This window comes from Campylobacter sp. RM19072, assembly GCF_024723485.1.
In the GTDB taxonomy this organism is placed as follows: Bacteria; Campylobacterota; Campylobacteria; order Campylobacterales; family Campylobacteraceae; genus Campylobacter; species Campylobacter porcelli.
This window is the reverse complement of the sequence record NZ_JANQCU010000001.1, coordinates 193965-216894: the sequence shown is the minus strand read 5'-3', so window position 1 is coordinate 216894 and position 22930 is coordinate 193965. Positions and strand designations below refer to the sequence as shown.

Below are 22930 nucleotides of genomic sequence, written 5' to 3'. Positions count from 1 at the left end.
GCGATAATGTTACCATTATTTTGTTTAATTAGATATAATTTTGCAAAAATTTGGGAGTAAAATATGCAAATATTAGATAAATTTAAGCAAATTTGTGCCATTCCTCATTGTAGTTTTAATGCTTTAAAGCTTAGGGATTATCTAGTTGAATTTGCTAAAAGTTGTGGATACAGCGTTGAAATTGATGAATTTGATAATATTTACGCCTTTAAAGGCAAGCCACAAATTTGCCTTCAATCGCACTATGATATGGTATGCGTGGGTCAAGCACCTAAAATCGAGCTAATATATGATGGCGATATCTTGCGTGCGAAAAACTCTAGCTTAGGCGCTGATAATGGGATTGGTGTCGCAATTATGATGGAGATGATGAGTAAATTTAATAATCTTGAAGTGATATTTAGCGCTAATGAAGAAGTAGGCCTAATCGGCGCTAATGGCTTTAATAAAAAGATTATAAGCAATCAGCTTTTGAATTTAGATAGCGAAGATGAAGATGGAGTATTTATAGGGTGTGCTGCTGGTGAGTTAATCAAAGCTAAGATATCAAAAACCAAAAAATCAGTAAAATCAAATTTATATGAGCTTAATATCAGTGGTCTGCCTGGCGGGCATAGTGGGATAGAGATTATCAAAGATATTCCAAATTCCATAAAAATTATGGCTGAGTTTATAGCCAAAAATGGTGGTAAAATAGTAAATTTTAGTGGTGGCGAGAGAAATAACTCTATCCCTGTGAATGCCAAAGCGTTAATCGCTTGTTATAATATGGTTTATAGCGATGAGAGAGTTGGTGTAAAATATCTTGGAAATTGCGATTGTGAGGTGATTAGTGAGAGTCAAAATATACTAGATTTTATAAATAGCTTTTCTCAAGGTGTTAGGAGCTATAATGAGAGCCTTAATATTGTAAATGATAGCATAAATTTATCTATAATAAACGATAATGAAGATAGCATTGAGATTGAGTTTTTCGCACGCTCAATGAGCCAAAATGGGCTAGAGAGATTGAAATTTGAGACTTCAAATTTAGCCAAATTGGCTGGGTTTGATGTGAGCTTTTTTGAAAGAAGTGATGCTTGGACGCCTGATATAGATGAGTTTGCGAATTTGGTATTAAATTTTATGCAAAAATATAACCCAAAAGTTAAATTTAAAGCTGTTCATGCTGGGCTTGAGTGTGGAGTATTTGTAGCTAAGCAAAAGGGCTTACAAGCCGCATCAATTGGCCCAAATATCCACTCACCACACAGCATAAATGAGCATTTAGAGCTAAAATCCTTAGATAAAATAGCAAAAGCAATAAGCGATATAGTCGCTTATTATCAAGATTAAGCAAGATTAATAATCAAGCTTTGACATAATGCCTTTTACACTATAATCACCCTTTATAGGCTCTATATCCCAGATAGGGTCTTTTAGCTTATAATCTCCATTTTCATCAAGCTCAAACATATCGCCCCTAAATTTATTAGCGTGAGTTAAAATCTCATCTTTGCTAAGGTCTAGATATGAGCTCATCTTATCCATATAAAAATCACCATATTTCCCATCTAATTCACGAAGTAAAAATTTAGCTTCATCTTTAGTGATATTGCCTTTTCTTAGATCGTAGCCGACATGGTCAGTGCATTGGCCAAAGCCAAATTTAACATATTTGAAATATTGATTTACAATAGTTGTATAAGCATCAAGTTGAGAGCATCTTCTATATGTGCCTAGATCATATGGATTTATATCTTTTGGATATATACTAAGGCCTCTTGCCATTGAGAATTTAGCGTTGTGGCCGGTGCTCCATTTGTCTGTGTAGTAGTTTAGCCACACTGCGGTTATATCTTTTTGCATTAGCTCTTTTACTGGAACTTTGTATAAAAATAGATCTTTTAACTCTATCTCTTCATCCATATATATAGATAGTGGATCATCTTTTAGAGTGTTGGATTGGACGATATTTAGAGCATTTCCGCTACTATCTTGAAGGCCTTTATTGGCTCCTAAGGTTAAGGCGGCATTTTCGCCTTGTAAAATCATAGGGATATTAAACATATCAGCAATTATATAAGCTGATGCGTATAGCGTGTATTCTATAGGTTTTGTAGGATTTAGATACTCCCAAAAGGCCTTTTTCATCAATTTTTTGGCTATATGGCGGTTTGGATTTATAGATATTGTCTCAAATCCATGATTTTTTAAATTCTCAAAATTAGCCCTGCCAATAGGCGTTATTTCCATTGGCTCGTGATTAACTAACAAAACACGAAGTCCAAGCACATCCCTAGCATAAAAAGCTTGAAATGTAGAGTCCTTGCCACCACTTACACCAACTACGCAATCATAAGCGCCCTTGGCTTTGGATTTGGCATTTTGAGCTATATCCTTTAACTCATTTTCTCTTTGCTTCCAATCAATTGTCTTAGACTCTTTTTCCCATCTACAAGCACCACAAATTCCATCTATAAAAGCTACCCCCGGACGAGTATCTGGCTGCAAACAATTTTTGCAATACTTCATAATTTACCTTTATATTTAAATTTAGAATAAATTGGGGGGGGGTATAACCCCCAATATTTATTAAGGATTAATATAATCCAAATTTTCCATCATTTCTTTTATATATCACACGCATTTTAGCATCCATATCATTAAATACATAAAATTGCGCTCCGCTATCTTTGAGCTTATTTAGAGCCTCTTCAACTTCCATAGGTTTATATAGCTCAAGCTCAGTAGGGACTATCTCATCAGCACCATCAATAGCTATCTCATCAGCTATTTTACTCTCTTTAATCTCATCGCTATTTTTGTGAGTTACTAGCTTATCGTGGTGTCTGCGAAGAACCTTACTGGCCCTATCAAGCGCTAGATCGATTGCGGCATATAGATCTTTATCTTTTTGGCGAATTATTATTGTATCTTTTTTAGCTAGATTAATAGCAAATTCCACATCAAATCCCTTTTTGCCATTTCTTTCATCAGCTGAGATTATAGCCTTAGCAGATATAATATCTAAATTATATTTACCAAGGGCATCAAAAGCACTATCGCAATAGTTTTTGATAGATTCAGTTAGCTCAAATTGTTTGCCTACAATACTTGTATTCATTGCACTCTCCTTTGAAAAATTGGACCTATTTTATCATAAATAATCTTATTTAGGGCTTTTGAGTGGTTATTTTACTTATATTTACTGGGGTTATTAGTAGATTTGGATTGGAATTTACTAAAGTGTGGATTATGGCTGCTTTTATACCGCTACCATCTTTGCTCTCTTTCCAAATTTGAGCATTACAAGATTTAGGCATTTTACCGCCGATATATTTGATTGTAACTACGGATTTTAGCATATAATCCCCACTATTTGGATAATATAGCGTAAATTGGCTCGGACAGCTTTTATCAAAATCATTACGCTGGATATTAGCAATGGCATTTTGTGTAGATGAGATAGCTATTAATTTTGCTTGGGAGTGTAGATATAGCTGGTTTGTCATAGAGATTGTAGTTGAGTTTATGGTTATAATATTTAAGGCGATGCTTGAGATGGCAAGTATAAAAACTATAGCCAAAATCAGGCTAAATCCACCCCTCATATTCCGCTACTTTTACAAAGCTCTACATCGTTATCAAACATACATAGACTAAAGATTATATTGCCTCCATTTTGTTTGATATTAAATGAGCTTACATTGGTGGCTAAGATATTACTTCTAATGGGTGAATTTAGGTTTTTTGGGCTAAATTCATTTAAGATTAGAGTGTTATCTTGTAGTTTTAGCGATATTAGATTGTGGCTTAGATAGTAAATTTCACTTACAAAAATTGGTTGATTTTCTCTTTGGATTGTGATATTTTCGCCATTTGAGCTTAGAATTTTATATGCGTTTTGATAGATATTATCACTACCTTTAAATATCACTCTTATATCATCATTATCAAATTTAAGATTATTTATAACCCTATCTTTTAAACTAGAGTTAAGGCTACTTAGAGGTGAATTAATAGTAATTAAATTTTGCTTAATCTCTAAATTATCAATATCTACAAATCCGCTCCACTTAAATTGGCTACTACTATTTTGACGACTCTCTACACTTTGATTAAACCATATAAACTCATCTGAATTTATGCTAGTATGAAGTGGGAGAATTTGATTATTGCTTTTTATAGATATTGATTCTTTAATGCTTTGATTTAGATAATTTTCTATAATTAGCATAGTATTTATGGAGCTAGATTCTAGCTTGTTAAGCGATGATGTGTGAAGGTAATTGCTATATAAGAGATTATATATTTGTATTATTACCCCTATTAAAATTACCCCGACGACAATACAGATTATCATCTCTATTAGGCTAAATGCTCTTCTCACGGCTGCTCTTTTGCTGGGATTATGAGGCTTTTGATTAGTGGTTCGCCAATATTGTAGCTATATGAATTTAGTATAATTAATTGATCATTTGCTTTTGTTGATATGCTAATTTGCATAGCATCACTTGAGCTGATACCATTTGGCTTATCTACAAATTTAACCTTAATTAAATAGTCTAAATTTAGCAAACTTTTTGAGCTAGCTTTTAATACTCCGCTATCGCCATCAAATCCATTTATGCTATTTTTATTATTATTTATATTATTTGGCGAAATTTGAGATATCTGTCTGCTAGTAAGTGAATTTAGCGGTAGAGTATCGCTGTGGTAGATGGGCTGGGGTAGGGCTGGATCTATGCTATCACTCCATGGGTGTGAGATTATATTTAACATTTTAGTATAGCTTTGGCTAATTGCTTGGGATAAAATCATATCACTAGCACTTTTATGTGAGATTTGTATTATTGATGGTATCGAATAAACTCCAATCGATACAATGATAATTGAGATAACTAACTCAATCGATGAGAAGGCATAACGCATAAATTCGTGGCTCAAATAAGAGCCACTATAAGCAAATTATTGTTTTTGGACATAATTGCTAATTTTCTCTGATTGACCAAAATTTGGATAGTAGCGATTATCTAAAACGATCTGTGCTAATGTAGCAGATGTGGTATTACAAAGCACAGGTGCTAAGAAATTCACAGTAGATTCTTCAATTGGGCTACTAATAGCTACAATTGCATAAAGCTCTAATTGCGAATTTTCATCTATTTCAAGTAGATTTTTATATGGTGTTGGAATGTCAAATTCATAATCAGGACGAAGTGCATATGGATTAATCATAGTAAATGATGTTTTACTATCAACATCTTGCATTTTGACAAAAAAATCATCAATCTTAGTTATCTCAACTTCTTTTATACTTTCAAAGCCTGGAATGGGGTTTTTTACAGAATATTTCACTTTACTCTCCTTAAAAATTTTGGTTTGTGATATTGTAGCATTTTTTATTCCAAATTCATAGAGTTTAAAATGTAAAATATATAATTTTTTGCTAATAATACATAAATTTACCAAAATATTGTTATAATCACTAAATTCAATAATAAATCAAGGAAATTACAATGAATATGAAATTCAAATCTGCTATATTTGTCATATCTTTGACACTATTAGCAGGTTGCGGAGCTAAAAAGGATAATGAATTATATAATCTTACTCCAGATCAGTGGTATAAACAAATTTTAGATGATATAAAAGATGCTGATTTAGAAACTGCTAATAAACACTATATATCATTTGCTAGTGAGCATGTGGCTAGTCCATATTTAGAGCAAGTCTTAATCATCTTAGCTAATGCTCATGTAGATGAAGAAGAGTATAAAATGGCAAATTTTTATCTAGATGAGTATATCAAAAAATATGGCACAAAAGAGAGTATTGAGTATATTCAATATCTTAAAATTAAAGCAAATTTCGACTCATTTTCTAAGCCAAATCGTAATCAAAAATTGATCCAAGAGAGCATTTCTCAAATTAATGAATTTTTAAATAATTACCCAAATACTCAGTATAAAGCACTTATAGAGACTATGCTTGTTAAATTTAGATTGGCTGAATATTACTTAAATTCCGATATTTATAATCTTTATGATAAGCTTGATAGATCAGATTCAGCTGCGATATATCAAGATAAGATAGATAATTCACCATTAAATGATATTAACTCTACTAAGGCGAAATTGCCTTGGTATATGAGGCCATTTGAGTAGGAGAGAGTATGAGTTTGGCAAATTTACCTATTATAGTTGAAGATGAGCTGTTTTTATACCCATTTATGATAACGCCGATATTTTTAAGCGATGAGAAAAATATCAAAGCATTAGATCTAGCCATAAAAGACTCTACATCTGTAATGGTAGTCTGCTCCAAGCCATCAAAGGATGGAGAGAGGGATTTTGATAGTATATATGAATTTGGCGTAGTAGGCAATGTGATGAGACGGGTAGCTATGCCAGATGGTAGGGTAAAAATTCTATTTCAGGGATTAAATATCGGCAAGATAGTAATGCCTATAGATATAGACCCACTTACTGCTAAAGTACAAAGTGTAAATTTAGATGATTATGACATAAATAGAGTTAAGGCTAGTTTGGGTGTATTAAAAGAGAGTGTGAAAAACTTAAGCCTATTAAATCACTTTTTTCCACCAGATCTACTTCGTACTATTGATGATAGCAATGAGGCTAATAGGGTTTGTGATCTTGTATGTAGTGCCTTACATCTTAAAAAAGATATAGCATATAAATTCTTTATAGAGATGAATTTAGAAAAGAAGATTTTAGATATTATAGAGTATGTAAATACTCAAATAGAGACAAACAAGCTCCAAAAAGAGATAAAAACCAAAGTTACTTCTAAAATCGATAGAGCCAATAAAGAGTATTTTTTAAAAGAGCAGTTAAAAGAGATTCAGCGTGAGCTAGGTATAGATTTAGACAAAGAAGCCCAAATAGCTCAATATAAAAATAGATTAAAAAGCAAACAAAAATTTATGAGCGAAGATGCTTATAAAGAGATTGATAAAAATATAACAAAACTAAGCAAACTCCACGCAGATAGCGCAGAATCCAGCATGACTACTAGCTATTTAGATTGGGTGCTTGATATTCCATTTGGCAATTTTAGCACTAAGAATTTAACAGTCAAAGATGTCCAAAAAGAGCTAGATAGCGATCACTTTGGATTAGAAAAGCCAAAAAGAAGAATTGTAGAGTATTTTGGGCTTAAAGAGCTTTTGCATAGTAGGGGGCTTGAGGATAATAATGGAGCTATTTTGTGCTTTGTAGGACCTCCAGGGATTGGCAAAACTAGCTTAGCAAATTCAATCTCTAATGCCTTAAAGCGTGAGCTTGTGCGTATCGCACTTGGTGGATTAGAGGATGTAAATGAGCTAAGAGGTCATCGCCGAACATATATAGGAGCTATGCCAGGGCGAATTGTCCAAGGATTGATTGAAGCTAAGAGTATGAATCCTGTTGTGGTTTTAGATGAGATTGATAAGATTGCTAGATCTTATAAGGGCGATCCGACTGCTGTGTTGCTAGAGATATTAGACCCAGAGCAAAATAGCAAATTTCGTGATTACTACCTAAATTTTCATATAGATTTAAGCAAGGTGATATTTATAGCTACCGCAAATGACGCTAGTGCCATACCAGCACCACTTCGTGATAGAATGGAATTTATCTGGCTAAATAGCTATACTCCACAAGAGAAATTTGAGATAGCAAAGCGATATTTGTGGCCAAATGAGCTTAAAAAACATGGACTAAAAAGTAGCGAAGTAACAATCAAAAAAGATGCTTTAAATCTTTTAATTAGTGATTACACTAGAGAGAGCGGAGTAAGAAATTTGCGACATAGAATAGCTGATATATTAAGAAAATCAGCCTTAGAAATTCTAAATAACACAACTCAAAAAGTATCAATAACTACAAAAAATTTAGAAAACTATCTAGATAAAAAGGTATTTGAGATAGAGATTGTAGGCAATAAAAATGAGATTGGTATCGCAAATGGCTTAGCTTGGACGGCTGTTGGTGGAGATGTATTAAAGATAGAAGCCATAAAGATCAAAGGCAAAGGCGTGATGCAAATCACCGGTCAATTAGGTGATGTGATGAAAGAGTCAGCAACAATCGCTTTTAGCTTGGTTAAGAGCTTGATAGATAGAGGCGAGATTAAAATTCCTAAAAATTTAATCCAAACCGATGATGATGGCAAAGAAAAAGCTATATATGATAGCTATGATTTACATATTCATGTCCCTGAAGGTGCTACGCCAAAAGATGGCCCAAGTGCTGGAATCACTATGACTACCGTGATTGCTTCTATTTTGAGCGATACGCCAATTTATAGCGATGTTGCTATGACTGGCGAGATCACGCTAAGTGGCAAGGTCTTGCCAATTGGAGGGTTAAAAGAGAAGTTGATAGCAGCTTATAAGGCTGGGGTTAAAAGAGCGATAATCCCTAGTAAAAATTATGATAGAGATCTAAAAGATATCCCACAGCAAGTGGTAGAAAATATGGATATTATGCCAGTTGATACTATCTTGGATGTGCTAAAAATAGCTTTAGTAAAGTAGTGAAAATTAAATTTATACCCAGCTTTGGGGTATAAATTTAAATAATAATTTTTCTTATTTAAAAAATATTATTTAAATTTATATATAATTTCAAAACAAACCAAATTTATTAAGAAGGAAAGAATATGGCAAAACAATTAAACACAGCTAGTGGAAATCCAATTAGCTCAAATCAATTTAGTATCACAGCTGGTGCTAGAGGGCCGGTGCTACTTCAAGATTATCAATTAATTGAGAAACTAGCATTTCAAAATAGAGAGAGAATCCCAGAAAGAACAGTCCATGCAAAGGGTAGTGGAGCTTATGGAGAATTAGAGATTACAGAAGATATATCTAAATATACAAAGGCTTCTGTTTTACAAAAAGGCGAAAAAACAAAATTATTTATCCGTTTTTCAACAGTTGCAGGAGAGGCTGGTGCAGCTGACGCTGAAAGAGATGTGCGTGGATTTGCTATCAAATTTTATACAAAAGAGGGCAACTGGGATCTAGTAGGAAATAACACTCCAACATTTTTTATAAAAGATGGTATGAAATTCCCAGACTTTATCCACTCACAAAAAAGAGATCCAAAAACTCATTTACGATCAAATAATGCCGCCTGGGATTTTTGGACTTTAAACCCTGAGACAATGCATCAAGTAATGATACTTATGAGCGATCGTGGAATTCCAGCTAGTTATCGCCATATGCATGGATTTGGCTCTCATACTTATAGTCTTATAAATGATAAAGGTGAGAGATTTTGGGTTAAATTCCACTTTAAAACTCGTCAAGGTATAAAAAATTTAACAAACGAAGAAGCAGCAAAAATAGTCGCTAATGATAGAGAGAGCCACCAAAGAGATCTATATAATAGTATAGATAAAGGCGATTTTCCAAAATGGGATTTTAAAATACAAATTATGACCGAAGAACAAGCAAATAATTGCAAATTTAACCCATTTGATCTAACTAAAATTTGGCCTCATGCTGAGTACCCGCTAATACCAGTTGGTGTGATGACTTTAAATAAAAATCCTGAAAACTACTTTAATGAAGTAGAACAAGCCGCATTTAGCCCAAGCAATATAGTCCCAGGTATTGGCTATAGCCCAGATAGAATGCTTCAAGCTAGAATTTTCAGCTATCCAGATGCTCAAAGATATAGAATAGGTGTGCATTATCAACAACTTAATGTAAATAAACCTATAGTAGATGTAAATAACTACTATGTTGGCGGATCTATGAATAATGGTAGCTATAAGCAAGAATCACACGCTTACTATGAGCCAAATAGTTTTGGTGGTCCAGTAGAGAGCGATAAATTCGCTGAGCCAGATCTAGCTATTGGTGATGTGGCACAAAGATTTAGTCATAGAGAGTATTATGCTGATTACTATACTGATGCAAGATCTCTATATAATATCCTTCCAGCTGATGAGAAAAATAGGCTTTATTCTAATATCGCAGCGAGTATGGAGGGGGTTAAAGATGAGATAATTCAAAGAGCTATTAATCACTTTAACCAAATTGACCCATCTTACGCTGATGGCGTAAAAGTAGCATTAGCTAAATAAAAAGCTCCCCATCTTGGGGAGATATTGTAAATTTAAGTATCACAAAGGTGCAATTTAAATTTGCAATAAGGATAGAAAGATGATAACTCCAGAAGAAGAAAAGCGATATGAAGAGCTATGTGGATATGCCTTTAACTTCGCTAGAAATAATGAAACAAATGAGCTTGAAAAGATGATAGATGCTGGACTTAGTCCAAATTTAAAAAATCATAAAGGCGATAGCTTGCTTATGCTAGCAGCATATAATGGATCATTAGAAACTACAAAAATGCTTATCCAAAAAGGTGCTAGAGTAGATGAGAGAAATGATAGAGGGCAAACTCCTCTTGCTGGTGTGTGTTTTAAGGGTAATCTTGAAATGACAAAGCTTTTAGTCGAAAATGGTGCCGATATAGATGCAAATAATGGAATGGGGCTTACTCCATATAGCTTTGCTGTGATGTTTAATAGGCAAGAGATAGCCAAATATCTACTAAGCAAGAGTAAAAAGCGTGGATTTCTAAAGATAATTAGCTTAAAATTTCTTAATTTAATAGCTAAATTTAAAAGAGAAAAAGCTTAAAATTTGGAATTAAATTTGCTTGATATATCTAAATTTTAAAGGATAGATATGCAAGTAAATAACAATCTAAATAGCTACACTCAATATATATCTAAATCTCAATCAAATAGCGATTTTAGCGATATTTTAGAGCAGATGAGTTCTAATCTTACAGATGGTAGCAACTCATCAGATATAACTCAAAATTTTAAAGATAATATAATGCAATATGGCATTATGGCAACCATCACAATGATGAATAATGACAAAATCAAAGAGCAAATTGAGCGTAAAAGAGCTGAGCTATTAAAGGCTCTTGATATGCAAAATATGTCGCCAAAAGATAAGGCCGCAGCCTTAGCTAGTATAGAAGATACGCTAAGTAGATATAAAAAAGAGCTACAAGAAAATAATTATGGTTTTAAAACCCAAAATTTAAAAGATAACACGCTTAAAAAGCTTTTTACGCTTTTATAATTTTATAAATACAAATTTGGAGTGAATCCACTCCAAATTTTAATCATAAAGCACGGTTGATAAATATCTTTCGCCAGTATCGCATAGGATTGTTACTATTGTTTTGCCTGGATTTGCTTTGGCTACTTGGCTAGCAGAGTATATATTTGCACCACTTGATATACCTACTAATAGACCCTCTTTTTGAGCTAGTGCTTTAGCTGTAGCGATGGCATCTTCATTTGATACTGTGATAAACTCATCTACAATATCTCTATTTAAATTTTTTGGTATGAAGTTTGCGCCTATACCTTGGATCATATGAGGGCCAGCTTCGCCTTTGCTTAAAAGTGGTGATTTAGCTGGTTCAACGGCGATTACTTTGATATTTGGATTTTTAGATTTTAGTATCTCGCCAACACCGCTTACCGTCCCGCCAGTACCAAATCCAGCGACTAATATATCGACTCTACCATCTGTATCATTCCAAATTTCAAGTGCTGTTGTCTTTTTATGCATCTCTGGGTTAGCTGGATTGTCAAATTGACTTGGAATAAAGCTATTTGAAATCTCTTTTGATAGCCTTAAAGCTTCATCTACTGCACCTTGCATGCCATATTTTGGATCTGTTAATACAAGCTCAGCACCAAATGCTTTAAGTAGCTTTTGACGCTCGATACTCATTGAGCTTGGCATTGTCAAAATGATTTTTAACCCTCTCTCAGCTGCTATCATAGCTAGTCCTACGCCTGTGTTGCCACTTGTTGGCTCAATGATTGTTGTGCTTTTATCAATTTTATTAGTAGCAATTGCATTCTCAATCATATTTAACGCAATTCTATCTTTAACAGAGTGGCTAGGATTTAAAAATTCGCATTTAGCTAAGATAGTTGCTTCATTTCCAAATTTATTTATTTTTATAAGAGGAGTATTACCGATTAACTCACTTACACTATTTGCAATTTTCATATTTATTCCTTAGATTATGTAGTTTAGATATTTACCAGCTTGTTTTGAGTCTATTTTAATACTGCTTAGAGGCTGCATAAATAGCTCTTTTAATTTATTATTATACTCTTTGAAAAATATATCGTATGGGCTAATATTTAGCTCTATGCTTATTAGATTAAATTCATTTTCTAAGCTGTTAAATATATCATAAAGGGTAATTTCATCTATAGTTTTACTAAGATAGTACCCACCCTTAATACCTTTTATACTTCCTACTATACCATCTTTTCGTAAGCTATTTAGGAGTTGTTCTAAATAGTTTTTTGAGACATCAATGGCTGTGGAGATCTCTTTTAAGGAGACGGGATTGCTCCTATCTCCTTTTGATATTTCTAAGATCGCCATTAAGCCATATACGCCTTTGGTGGTAAGTAGGCTCATTTTAAAGCTTCTTTTAGATCGTTTATTAAATCATTAGCGTTTTCTAGACCTATGCTTAGGCGGATTAGTCCTGGGCTAATACCAGTAGCTTCTAGCTCATCAACTGGAATTTGCTGATGAGTCGTGCTAGCTGGATGGGTTATTATAGATTTGCTATCGCCTATATTTACTACTACGCTAAATATTTTAACACTATCAAGCACTTTTTTAGCTGTATCATAATCAGCCACTTCAAAGCTTAAAAGCCCACTAGCTAAACCATCTGTGAAATTTGCTTTGACATAATCATTTAGCTTTGAGCTTTTTAATCCTGGATAATTTACATATTTTACCTTTGGATGAGACTCTAAAAATTCAGCCACTTTAAGTGCATTTTTAGAGTGCTCTTTAACTCTTATGCTTAGAGTTTCTAAGCCTTGTATTAACTGCCAAGCATTAAACGCTGAAAGAGTAGCACCAATATCTCTTAACAAGCTTAGGCGAATTCTTAGCGTATATATATCAAAGGCTCCGACTAAATCAGCATATACTAATCCGTGATAGCTATCTTCAGCTACATTGAAGTGATTATATCTTTTATTTCCTATTAATTTTTTATTTAGTTGCTCACCAGCTACTATGGCACCAGCTACGCTAATACCTTGACCGCTTATATATTTACTAGCACTATGAACTACTACATCTACGCCTTTATTTATTGGATTAAATAAAATTGGAGTAGCAACAGTGTTATCGGCTACTGTTACAATGCCATATTTATTTGCTATTTCAACGATTTTTTCTACATTTGCAATGGCAATTTGTGGATTTGATAGAGTTTCAAAAAATATAGCCTTAGTATTATCATCTATCAATGCCTCTAAATCATCAGCACTATCAGAATCAAATATTTTAGCCTTTATACCAAATCTTTTTATAGTATGAGTTAGAAGTGTTGTAGCACCGCCATAAATTTTCTTAGCAACTATTATATTATCACCAGCTTCAGCTAAATTTGCAATCGCAAAGAATATCGCAGCTTGACCACTTGAGGTGCTGATGGCTGCTTTGCCATTTTCAAGTGCTGCTATACGAGATTCAAATATATCAAGTGTTGGATTAGTAAGACGAGAATAGATAGGCCCTAGCTCTTTTAATGCAAATCTATTTGCAGCAGTTTCAGCTGTGCCAAAGTCATAAGCCGTGCTTTGATATATAGGCACTGACATAGCTCCTGTGCCAACCTTTGTATCATAACCATAATGGGTTGCTAAAGTTTCCTTTTGCATTTTATCTCCTTCTAATCAAAATTAATAACCGAATTGTATCAAAAAATTTTAACAATGTCAAGTAAATCAATAATATATCTATATTTTATTAAATTTATCTAATTATTATTGGTAAAAACGGATATTTTAATTATATAGTAGATTTATATTTATTTTAAATATATTATTTTATTTGGTTATTAATTTTTCAAATTTATTTTTTTTTTTTTCAATTGGGGTATAATTTGGCGAAAATTTTAAAATTTTAGGAGAATTGATGAAATTTTGTAAAAGATGCGTTATGCCAAATACAAAGCCAAATTTGTATTTTGATGAAGAGGGAGTATGCGATGCGTGTAGATCTCAAGAGAGAAAGAATTTAGATATTGATTGGAATGGTAGAAAGGCTGAGTTTTTAGAGATTATCAAAAAGCATAAAAAACATCCAATATATGATTGTGTAATTGGTGTAAGCGGAGGTAAGGACTCTCACTTTCAGGTATTAACAATGCTAAATTTAGGGTTAAATCCGCTTTGTGTATGCTTTGAGCCTACTATCCCAACTAAAGTAGGTCGCAAAAATCTAAAAAATTTAAATAGACTTGGAATTGATATTATCCATATAAAAAGAGATCCAAATGTCTATAAAAAACTAGCCAAAGCAGCATTTAAAAGGACTGGGGATAATGAGTGGCAAAACCATCTTGGGATCTTTTCATGCGTGCCACGAATTGCTGTAAATTTTGGAATTCCTCTAATAATCTGGGGCGAAAGTCCGCAATTAGAGTATGGTGGCCCAGCCTCATCAAAGGATAATAATATCTTAGATAAATCTTGGCTACATAGATTTGGTGGGCTTTTGGGTTGTAGTATAGAGGATATGATAGGTGTAGATGGACTTACTAAAGAAGATTTGTATTTTTACACATATCCAAGCGATGAGGAGCTAAAAAGAGTAAATGTAACTGGGCTATTTTTAGGCTATTATGTGAAGTGGGATTATAAAGAGAATTTAAGAATTGCAAAAGAGAATGGCTTTAGCTGCTCTGATCGCCCTGTTGAGACTACATATGAGAATTTTGAGAATTTAGATTGCTACTCAAACCATCTGCATGATTATATAAAATATTGTAAATACGGCTTTGGAAGGGCTACTGATAATGCTTGTATGGATATTAGACTAGGATATATAGATAGAGAGCAGGGCGTAAGGCTAGTAAATAAATATGATGGTAAGCCGCCTAAAAAAGCTATTAAAAAGTATCTTGAATATAGTGGATTTAGTGCTGATGAATTTTGGGAAATTGTAGATTCATTTACCAATAAAGATATTTTTAAATGTGATGAAAATGGCAAATTTTTACGCGATATAGATGGCTCACTAATTCGCAAAGATGGCACAATCTTAAAATAAACCATATAAATTTGGAGCAATTCTAGCTCCAAATATTTTAAATTTAAGATAAATCAAATATACAAAATATCAAATCTTAAGCATATTTTGGCTAAAATACTCCATTTTATTTAAGGGAGTAAAAATGAAGGCAAAAGATGTCAAAAAGGTAGTTTTGGCCTATAGTGGCGGACTTGATACTAGTATAATTTTAAAATGGCTACAAGATGAGTATAAGTGCGAGGTTGTCACATTCACAGCTGATATTGGTCAAGGTGAAGAGGTAGAACCAGCTCGCGCAAAGGCTATTAGCCTTGGTATAAAACCTGAAAATATTTTTATCGAAGATTTAAAAGAGGAATTTGTAAGAGATTTCGTATTTCCTATGTTTAGAGCCAATGCTATATACGAAGGCGAGTATCTACTAGGCACATCTATTGCTAGACCTTTAATAGCAAAAAGACTTGTTGAGATAGCGGCAAAGACTGGGGCTGATTGCATTAGTCATGGCGCTACAGGCAAGGGGAATGATCAAGTAAGATTTGAGATAGGGGCTTACGCTCTAAATCCAAATATCAAAGTTATAGCACCTTGGAGAGAGTGGGATTTAGATAGTCGTGAAAAGCTTTTAGCATATGCTTCAAAGCACGGAATAGATATAAGCAAGAAAAAAGGCAAATCCCCATACTCAATGGATGCAAATTTACTTCATATCTCATATGAAGGATTGATTTTAGAAGATCCAAATAACGCTCCAGAAGATGATATGTGGCGTTGGACAACAAGCCCAAAAGATGCTCCAAATGAAAGCGAAATCATAGAAATCACATATAAAAATGGCGACCCAGTAGCATTAAATGGCAAGGAGTTAAAAGCTAGTAAGATGCTTGAAGAGCTAAATAGACTTGGGGCAAAGCATGGAGTTGGCAGACTTGATATAGTTGAAAATCGCTATGTAGGTATGAAGAGTCGTGGATGCTATGAGACTCCAGGAGGCACAATAATGCTAAAAGCACATAGAGCCATTGAGAGTATAACTCTAGATAGAGAAGCAGCTCATTTAAAAGATGAATTAATGCCAAGATATGCAAAATTAATCTATAATGGATATTGGTTCTCTCCAGAAAGAAAGATGCTACAAGCCGCAATCGATGAGAGTCAAAAACATGTAAATGGTATAGTAAGAGTGGAATTATATAAAGGCAATGTGATAATAATTGGTAGAGATAGCAGAAGTGATAATCTATTTAACGAGGCTTATTGCACATTTGAAGAAGATAGCGTATATGACCAAAAAGACGCAAATGGCTTTATCAAATTAAATGCTCTTCGCTTTATCATCGCTGGTAAAAATGGTAGAAAAATTGATTAATAAAGTTTTACTAAGCCATGAAGTATAAGTTAGATTATAAAGATAATTTTCGAAGCTCTATGCTATTTTGGCTTAGTAGATATGTAAAATATAAGTTAAATTCCCTATCAAACAAAGAGCTAAAAGATCCAAAAGCCCTAGCTAGTGTAAATTTTGCTTTAACTAAAGGTGTGAAGGATATTGAAGAGCTAGATGGCTTAGCTAAGGTTGCTAGAAATGCTGGTTTGACTGGGATAAACACATATTTTAACCCCCTTAAAAAGATATATGAGACTCTAAATTATTATGATCTTGAGAGTCTCTCTCAGATAAATGAAGAGCTATTAAGCGAAGTATTAGCTAGTGCTACTGGCTCACTAAGCGATGCAAGTAAGAAAAATTATAGGATAGCAGCTATCAATTTTTTTAGTTATCTAAGTAAGCAAAATGAAGAGAATGGCAAATCTCATATCTTTGATATCGAGCTTAAAAATTGGGGTGGTATCAGCGGAAAGCAAGGGGCTAAACTACCTGAATTTATGGGCGAAGACGAGGTAAAAAAATTTATAGCCGCTATCGATACGGCTGAATTTAAGAGTAATACGCATAGAAATAGACTTATTATAAAGATTATTGTTTTTACTGGAATTAGAGTTAGTGAAGCAATAAATTTAAAACGAAAAGATATTAGCCAAGAAGGGGATTTATATATTATTAGGATACGAGGCAAAGGCAATAAATATAGAGTTGTGATGGTAAAAAAGCATTTGATTGATACGCATTTAGATGCTATAGCTATTAATTATATAAATCAAGATGGCTATATATTTGTCAATCGCAATGGCGGGAAGCTAACTCAAGCTTATGTAAGTCGGATTGTAGAGCAAATTTTATTTCAAGCTGGTATTAGAAAAGGCAAAAATGGTGCTCATATGCTTAGACATACATTTGCTACAATGCTATATAAAAAGCAAAAAGACCTAGTCTTAGTCCAAGAAGCTTTAGGTCATGCTAGTCTTGATACTTCTAGAATTTATACACATTTTGATAGCGATAAACTAAAGCTAGCCGCAAAGGTAGCTGAAGAGCTAAATGATTAGTGATGGAGAAATATGTACGAGGTTGATTTTAGGCTATTTTATACCTGTGTTGTGCTTATTACTATTGGTATGATATTTTCGCTATCGCTACCAGCTTTTACCGTGCTTTATTATGATTTTTCTAGTTATCACTTTTTTATTAGACAGTTTTTGGTAGGGGTTGTTGGAATTTTTATTATGTGGAAGCTTTCGCAAATTGACCCAGATAAGAGATGGATCGGCTCACTTACATCTTTTGAAGTGATAGGATTTACGCTATTTTTTGGCTCATTTTTAGCAATGATTATAATGCAGTTTTTGCCAGCTTCGCTTGTGCCTATTACTGGCGGGGCTAAGCGTTGGATAAGATTTGGCCCTATCTCTTTATCTCCTGTGGAGTTTTTTAAAATTGGATTTGTGTTTTTTTTAGCTTGGAGCTTTTCAAGAAAGCTAGATCACAATAAAAAGCGGCTAAAAGATGAATTTATGTTACTTTTTCCATATTTTATTATTTTTGCTATTGCTGTATTTTTGATTGCGATTTTACAAAAAGATTTAGGTCAAGTGGTGGTTTTAGCACTAACTTTGATAGTCTTAGCTACATTTGCTGGTACTAGTAAGAGATTTTTTGGTTTATTTGGTCTTGCTGGGGTAATTTTAGTCTTTTTTGCTATTATAACTCAGGAGCATAGGATTAGGAGATTTCAGTCTTGGTGGGTTACAAATCAAGATTTTGTATTGTCATTTTTACCAGCTAGTATGGCTGATATTTTACGGATAAGTGGAGCAGAGGAGCCATATCAGATAGGCCACTCGCTAAATGCTATATATCATGGTGGATTTTTTGGTGTGGGGCTTGGAAATGGGACATTTAAGCTTGGATTTTTAAGCGAAGTTCATACAGATTTTGTATTAGCTGGAATCGCTGAAGAGCTTGGATTTATCGGTATTTTTGGTATTACTTTGATAATGATATTTGCAATTTATAGGATACTTAAAATTTCATCAAGAAATAAAAATAGAGTTTATCATCTATTTAGTTTAGGGGTTGGGACGATTATTACGATGGCGTTTTTAATCAACTCATATGGTATTACATCAATTACGCCTATTAAAGGGATTGCGGTTCCTTTTTTGAGTTATGGGGGTAGCTCTATTTTAGCACTTTGTGTAGGAGTTGGAATGGTGCTTATGGTTAGTAAGAAAGCAGATCTATCATGATAGCAATTACAGGTGGCGGGACTGGTGGACATTTAGCTATTGCTAAAGCGTTTGCTAATGAGCTAAATTCGCGTGGCATTAAGACGATATTTATAGGCTCAAGTAGCGGACAAGATAGAATGTGGTTTGAAAATAGTGATATATTTGATGCTACATACTTTTTAAATAGCAGTGGAGTGGTAAATAAGCGAGGTTTGGGTAGATTAAAATCTTTAATTAATATACTAAGTTTATCTTTTAAATGTAAGCAAATTTTTAATACTCATGGGGTTAGCTTAGTTATTAGCGTGGGTGGATATAGTGCAGCTCCAGCGGCATTTGGTGCGATTATGTGGGGTAAAAAGTTATATATTCACGAGCAAAATGCTGTGATTGGTAGGTTAAATTTAATCCTTAAGCCATTTGCTAAGGGGTTTTTTAGCTCATATTTTGAGCCAAAATTTAGCTATCCTGTTGATGAGAAATTTTTTAAAACAAGAAGAGTTCGAGAAAATTTAAAGACAATTTTATTTCTTGGTGGCTCACAAGGGGCGAATTTTATCAACTCATTAGCTGTAAATTTGGCTAAAGATTTAGATAAAAATGGGGTTAAAATTATCCATCAATGCGGTCAAAAAGAGTATGAGATAATTTGTAAAAAATATGAAGAAATTGGCGTAAAAGCTGAAGTTTTCCCTTTTAGTAAAGATATTGAGCTTTTTATGAATAGAGCTGATTTTTGCATTAGTAGGGCTGGAGCTAGCACTATTTGGGAGCTTTGTGCAAATGGCTTACCTACACTTTTTATACCATTTCCGCACGCTGCAAATAACCATCAATTCCATAATGCTAAATTTTTACAAGACCAAGACGCTGGAATGATAATAGAGCAAAATAAGATAGATAAAGATAGTTTAATAAATATAATTTATAGCATAAATTTAAAAAATATATCGCAAAAATTAATATCTTTAATAGATAAAGATGGTGCAAAAACCATTATTAACTCAATTTTAAAATAGTAAAAAGATAGTGAATTTATGGCTATTTATACTAAATTTAAAGTCAAAACTATATAAATTTAGTATAAAATGGCTTGTTTTTGCGTAAAAATAGGCTAAACTCTTGAATTTAGCGGTAAAATAGTGTAGAATTATATTGCAAATTTCCACATAAGGATTAATAATGACAAAATCAGAATTTGTAGGCCTAGTAGCTAATAAAGCTAGCTTGACAAAAAAAGACGCAGAAGCTGCACTTGATGGTGTGCTTGAAGCAATTAGCGAAGTGCTAACAAAAGGCGATAGTGTTACTTTTGTCGGTTTTGGTACTTTTAGCGTAACTGAAAGAGCAGCCAGAACGGCTAAAGTTCCAAGCACTGGTAAAGAAGTTAAAGTTCCAGCTAAAAAAGTTGTTAAATTTAAAGTTGGTAAAAACTTTAAAGATGCAGTTGCTAACTGCAAATCTTGCAAGAAAAAATAATCCCTTGCCCTCTTCAAATGAAGAGGGAGCTATCTCTACTATATAAAATATATAAATTAAAATCAAAATTCAGCCAAATTTAGCTAAAATAACTCCTATGAGAGTAGATAAATTTTTAAATACAGTAAATATCACTAAACGCCGTGCAATTAGCGAAGATATGTGTAAAAGTGGCGTAGTAAGCATAAATGGAGTTGTAGCTAAGCCTAGTAAAGAGGTGAAAATCGGCGATAAGATTACGATTAAATTCCTAGTTAAAGAGATTAGCTATGAAGTATTAGCTATCCCAACGACCAAATCAATCCCAAAAAGCGAGCAAAGTAGCTATGTCAAAGAGATTTAAACTCGGTTTAAATGAGCTTAATAGCCTTATAAAAGAGCTACCAAATAGCGGAATTATCGCTCTTAGGGGAAATTTAGCTAGTGGTAAAACTACACTTAGCAAGGCAATTATAAATAGTTCAAATTTAGTTACTTCGCCAACTTTTAGCATAATGCAAGAGTATGATGGAGTGTATCACTATGATATATATAGCGGTGGCTTTAAAGCATTAAAACAAAATGGATTATATGAGAATTTATATGAAGATGGACTTCATATAATTGAGTGGGCAGATGATGAGCTACTTGAGTTTGCTAAGACAAATGGGCTTGATGTGTGTATTGTGGATATTGAAATTTGCGGTGATGAGAGAATTTATGAGGTGAGTTATGCATAGCTTAGAGGTTAGAAATTTAAAGAAAAATATTAAAAAAACCAATATCATAAATGGGGTTTCGCTTGAGATTAAAAGCGGTGAAGTAGTGGGGCTCTTAGGGCCAAATGGAGCTGGTAAGACCACTACATTTTATATGATTTGTGGGCTTATTTTGCCTAGTAGTGGCGAGATTTTACTTGATGGAAATGATATTACGGCCAATCCTTTACATAAAAGAGCGATGCAAGGAATTGGATATTTACCTCAAGAAAGCAGTATTTTTAAAGATTTAACAGTAGAAGAAAATCTCATTTTAGCAGCACAAATTCTATATAAAGATGGTAAGATCATAGATCAAAAAGTAGATGAGATGCTAAATTTATTAAATATTGAGCCTATTAGGACTAGAAAAGGGCTTAGTCTAAGTGGTGGAGAGAGGCGTAGATGTGAGATTGCTAGAAGCTTGATGATAATGCCAAAATTCTTACTACTTGATGAGCCATTTGCTGGGGTAGATCCGATTGCTGTGGCTGATATTCAAAGTATTATAAATGATCTTAAAAAATTAAATATTGGAATTTTAATCACAGATCACAATGTGCGAGAGACTTTGGCGATCTGTGATAGGGCTTATGTGATTAAAAGTGGAACTTTGCTAGCTAGTGGAAGCGCAAAAGATGTAGCCAATAATAATTTGGTTAGAACTCACTATCTTGGCGAAGAGTTTAAATTGCTAGACTAATGAAACTCTCTCAAAAGCTCACCGCTAAAACTAAATTAAATCAAACTCTTCGTAGCTGGTTGCCTATTTTACAAGCTTCTGGCGATGAGCTAAAGGAGACTTTAGAGCCATTTTTAGAAAAAAACCCATTTGCTCAGCTAGAGCCAAATCCAAAAAGTAGATCTATTAATTTTTATAACGATCTATATAAAACTAGCATAAGTGATGCGATAGAATCAAACATAATTTATAAAGAGAGCTTTTATGAAAAGCTATATAATCAAATCGATGATAGATTGTTTCCTTCTCAAAAGTCCAAAGAGATAGCAAATTTGATTATTGAGTCTATTAGCGATGAGGGTTATTTTGAGTGGAGTGATGAGAAATTTGCTAATTTTAGCAAGGAGGAAGTTGAGAGAGTTCGTGCTAGATTTGCCTATTTAGAGCCTATTGGAGTTGGGGCTGTGGATTATAAGGAGAGTTTTATATTTCAGCTTAATGATCTATGCGATGATGATGAGATATATAGGCTTTGTGTTGAGATTATAGAAAATTTTGAAAATATCAGTAAATTTACAAAACGCAAAAATTATGACGCCGCTATGAGTATAATAAAAAAATTCAAAAACCCCCCGGCAATAGAGTATATGGATAGTGATATATTAGTTATTCCTGATATTTTTGTTTATGATAATGATGGTGCGATAGAGGTGGCTGTAAATGATGAATTTTATCCACATATTAATATTGATATAGATGGAGTTGATGAAAAAAGCGAGTTTGTATCTAGTAAAATCAAAGAGGCAAAGGATCTAATCGATGCATTAGAGATGCGTAAATCCACGCTTTATAAGATTGGTTTAATGATAATAGAATATCAATATGACTACTTCTTTGGCGGAGATATAAAGCCTATGAAGCTAAAAGATATCGCTGATGATTTAGGCAGAAATCCATCTACTATTAGCCGTGCGATACAAAATAAATTTCTAAGCTCCAAACGAGGAATTGTCCCACTAAAAAATTTCTTTACAGCAGCAGCGGCAAAAGAGGTATCAAATGCCGCTATTAAGGAGTTTTTGCTAAACTTAATTAAGAATGAAAATAGATTAAAGCCTTTAAGCGATGAGGCGATTTTGGCTATGATTGAGAGTGAATTTGATATAAAATTAGTCCGCAGAACTATAACCAAATATCGTAAAATGCTAAATATTGCTAGCTCAAGTGAGCGTAAAAAATTATACGCAATTCAAGGCTAATTAAAGAGTAATTAAAGGTGAGTTG

General features: G+C 33.4%; 25 protein-coding genes. 16 read left to right on the top strand and 9 right to left on the bottom strand.

Annotation, left to right across the window (positions count from 1 at the left end):
- Positions 1 to 63: 63 nt before the first annotated feature.
- Positions 64 to 1335, top strand: a complete 1272-nt coding sequence (locus CSUIS19072_RS01115; RefSeq protein WP_086292630.1) for a M20/M25/M40 family metallo-hydrolase — start codon at positions 64 to 66, stop codon at positions 1333 to 1335.
- Positions 1336 to 1341: 6 nt separating this feature from the next.
- Here CSUIS19072_RS01115 and CSUIS19072_RS01110 read toward each other — a convergent pair whose 3' ends face one another.
- The 6 genes from CSUIS19072_RS01110 to fliW all read right to left on the bottom strand — a co-directional run bounded on the left by CSUIS19072_RS01110 (position 1342) and on the right by fliW (position 5340).
- Positions 1342 to 2514: an N-acetyl sugar amidotransferase gene (locus CSUIS19072_RS01110; protein WP_086292632.1), complete on the bottom strand. Its 1173-nt coding sequence runs from the start codon at positions 2512 to 2514 to the stop codon at positions 1342 to 1344.
- Between the two features lie 67 nt (positions 2515 to 2581).
- Positions 2582 to 3106 carry a ribosome hibernation-promoting factor, HPF/YfiA family gene (hpf, locus tag CSUIS19072_RS01105; RefSeq protein WP_086292634.1) on the bottom strand — a complete coding sequence of 175 codons (525 nt, stop codon included), beginning with the start codon at positions 3104 to 3106 and terminating at the stop codon, positions 2582 to 2584.
- A 49-nt stretch (positions 3107 to 3155) separates the two neighbouring features.
- Complete coding sequence (locus CSUIS19072_RS01100) at positions 3156 to 3593, bottom strand: hypothetical protein (protein ID WP_086236731.1); 438 nt, start codon at positions 3591 to 3593, stop codon at positions 3156 to 3158.
- Positions 3590 to 4372 (bottom strand): PilW family protein, encoded by a 783-nt coding sequence (locus CSUIS19072_RS01095; protein WP_086236730.1) that lies wholly within the window; start codon positions 4370 to 4372, stop codon positions 3590 to 3592. Before CSUIS19072_RS01095 ends, CSUIS19072_RS01100 begins: the two co-directional genes overlap by 4 nt.
- Positions 4369 to 4929 (bottom strand): hypothetical protein, encoded by a 561-nt coding sequence (locus CSUIS19072_RS01090; protein ID WP_086236729.1) that lies wholly within the window; start codon positions 4927 to 4929, stop codon positions 4369 to 4371. Before CSUIS19072_RS01090 ends, CSUIS19072_RS01095 begins: the two co-directional genes overlap by 4 nt.
- A gap of 21 nt (positions 4930 to 4950) precedes the next feature.
- A complete protein-coding gene (gene fliW, locus CSUIS19072_RS01085) occupies positions 4951 to 5340 on the bottom strand; it encodes a flagellar assembly protein FliW (RefSeq protein WP_086242117.1) in 390 nt (129 codons plus the stop codon).
- 161 nt (positions 5341 to 5501) lie between these two features.
- Here fliW and CSUIS19072_RS01080 point away from each other — a divergent pair, with 161 nt between their 5' ends.
- From CSUIS19072_RS01080 to CSUIS19072_RS01060, 5 genes are all read left to right on the top strand, one after another.
- Positions 5502 to 6149: an outer membrane protein assembly factor BamD gene (locus CSUIS19072_RS01080; protein WP_086292636.1), complete on the top strand. Its 648-nt coding sequence runs from the start codon at positions 5502 to 5504 to the stop codon at positions 6147 to 6149.
- Between the two features lie 8 nt (positions 6150 to 6157).
- On the top strand, positions 6158 to 8527 hold the full coding sequence (gene lon / locus CSUIS19072_RS01075; RefSeq protein ID WP_086292637.1) for an endopeptidase La: 2370 nt from the start codon (positions 6158 to 6160) through the stop codon (positions 8525 to 8527).
- 125 nt (positions 8528 to 8652) lie between these two features.
- A complete protein-coding gene (locus tag CSUIS19072_RS01070) occupies positions 8653 to 10086 on the top strand; it encodes a catalase (RefSeq protein ID WP_086242114.1) in 1434 nt (477 codons plus the stop codon).
- 79 nt (positions 10087 to 10165) lie between these two features.
- Positions 10166 to 10648, top strand: a complete 483-nt coding sequence (locus CSUIS19072_RS01065) for an ankyrin repeat domain-containing protein (protein ID WP_086242113.1) — start codon at positions 10166 to 10168, stop codon at positions 10646 to 10648.
- A 48-nt stretch (positions 10649 to 10696) separates the two neighbouring features.
- Positions 10697 to 11104: a hypothetical protein gene (locus tag CSUIS19072_RS01060; protein ID WP_086236723.1), complete on the top strand. Its 408-nt coding sequence runs from the start codon at positions 10697 to 10699 to the stop codon at positions 11102 to 11104.
- Between the two features lie 39 nt (positions 11105 to 11143).
- Here CSUIS19072_RS01060 and cysK read toward each other — a convergent pair whose 3' ends face one another.
- The 3 genes from cysK to CSUIS19072_RS01045 are packed head-to-tail and all read right to left on the bottom strand — an operon-like array spanning position 11144 to position 13743.
- Positions 11144 to 12052, bottom strand: coding sequence for a cysteine synthase A (cysK, locus tag CSUIS19072_RS01055; protein ID WP_086242112.1), 909 nt, complete (start codon positions 12050 to 12052; stop codon positions 11144 to 11146).
- Between the two features lie 9 nt (positions 12053 to 12061).
- Positions 12062 to 12475: an RrF2 family transcriptional regulator gene (locus tag CSUIS19072_RS01050; protein WP_086236721.1), complete on the bottom strand. Its 414-nt coding sequence runs from the start codon at positions 12473 to 12475 to the stop codon at positions 12062 to 12064.
- Positions 12472 to 13743 (bottom strand): O-acetylhomoserine aminocarboxypropyltransferase/cysteine synthase family protein, encoded by a 1272-nt coding sequence (locus tag CSUIS19072_RS01045; RefSeq protein WP_086236720.1) that lies wholly within the window; start codon positions 13741 to 13743, stop codon positions 12472 to 12474. The genes CSUIS19072_RS01050 and CSUIS19072_RS01045 overlap by 4 nt, the downstream gene beginning before the upstream one ends.
- A 256-nt stretch (positions 13744 to 13999) precedes the next feature.
- On the opposite strand from CSUIS19072_RS01045, the gene pseA reads away from it, so the two are divergent.
- The 10 genes from pseA (at position 14000) to CSUIS19072_RS00995 (ending at position 22905) form a co-directional block, all read left to right on the top strand.
- The gene (pseA, locus tag CSUIS19072_RS01040) at positions 14000 to 15136 is read left to right on the top strand and encodes a pseudaminic acid biosynthesis protein PseA (RefSeq protein ID WP_086242111.1); all 1137 of its coding nucleotides are present in this window, start codon (positions 14000 to 14002) and stop codon (positions 15134 to 15136) included.
- Between the two features lie 124 nt (positions 15137 to 15260).
- Entirely contained in the window at positions 15261 to 16487 is a 1227-nt protein-coding gene (locus CSUIS19072_RS01035) for an argininosuccinate synthase (RefSeq protein ID WP_086236718.1), read from the top strand.
- A 17-nt stretch (positions 16488 to 16504) separates the two neighbouring features.
- Complete coding sequence (locus tag CSUIS19072_RS01030; protein WP_086236717.1) at positions 16505 to 17566, top strand: tyrosine-type recombinase/integrase; 1062 nt, start codon at positions 16505 to 16507, stop codon at positions 17564 to 17566.
- Between the two features lie 12 nt (positions 17567 to 17578).
- Positions 17579 to 18766 (top strand): FtsW/RodA/SpoVE family cell cycle protein, encoded by a 1188-nt coding sequence (locus CSUIS19072_RS01025; RefSeq protein ID WP_086236716.1) that lies wholly within the window; start codon positions 17579 to 17581, stop codon positions 18764 to 18766.
- Positions 18763 to 19767, top strand: coding sequence for an undecaprenyldiphospho-muramoylpentapeptide beta-N-acetylglucosaminyltransferase (gene murG / locus CSUIS19072_RS01020; RefSeq protein WP_086236715.1), 1005 nt, complete (start codon positions 18763 to 18765; stop codon positions 19765 to 19767). Before CSUIS19072_RS01025 ends, murG begins: the two co-directional genes overlap by 4 nt.
- A gap of 163 nt (positions 19768 to 19930) precedes the next feature.
- The gene (locus tag CSUIS19072_RS01015) at positions 19931 to 20227 is read left to right on the top strand and encodes an HU family DNA-binding protein (RefSeq protein ID WP_086242107.1); all 297 of its coding nucleotides are present in this window, start codon (positions 19931 to 19933) and stop codon (positions 20225 to 20227) included.
- Positions 20228 to 20324: 97 nt separating this feature from the next.
- Entirely contained in the window at positions 20325 to 20570 is a 246-nt protein-coding gene (locus CSUIS19072_RS01010) for an RNA-binding S4 domain-containing protein (RefSeq protein WP_086242106.1), read from the top strand.
- Positions 20554 to 20946 (top strand): tRNA (adenosine(37)-N6)-threonylcarbamoyltransferase complex ATPase subunit type 1 TsaE, encoded by a 393-nt coding sequence (tsaE, locus tag CSUIS19072_RS01005; RefSeq protein WP_086242105.1) that lies wholly within the window; start codon positions 20554 to 20556, stop codon positions 20944 to 20946. The genes CSUIS19072_RS01010 and tsaE overlap by 17 nt, the downstream gene beginning before the upstream one ends.
- Positions 20939 to 21667, top strand: coding sequence for an LPS export ABC transporter ATP-binding protein (lptB, locus tag CSUIS19072_RS01000; protein WP_086236711.1), 729 nt, complete (start codon positions 20939 to 20941; stop codon positions 21665 to 21667). Before tsaE ends, lptB begins: the two co-directional genes overlap by 8 nt.
- On the top strand, positions 21667 to 22905 hold the full coding sequence (locus CSUIS19072_RS00995) for an RNA polymerase factor sigma-54 (RefSeq protein ID WP_086292639.1): 1239 nt from the start codon (positions 21667 to 21669) through the stop codon (positions 22903 to 22905). The genes lptB and CSUIS19072_RS00995 overlap by 1 nt, the downstream gene beginning before the upstream one ends.
- Positions 22906 to 22930: the final 25 nt, after the last annotated feature.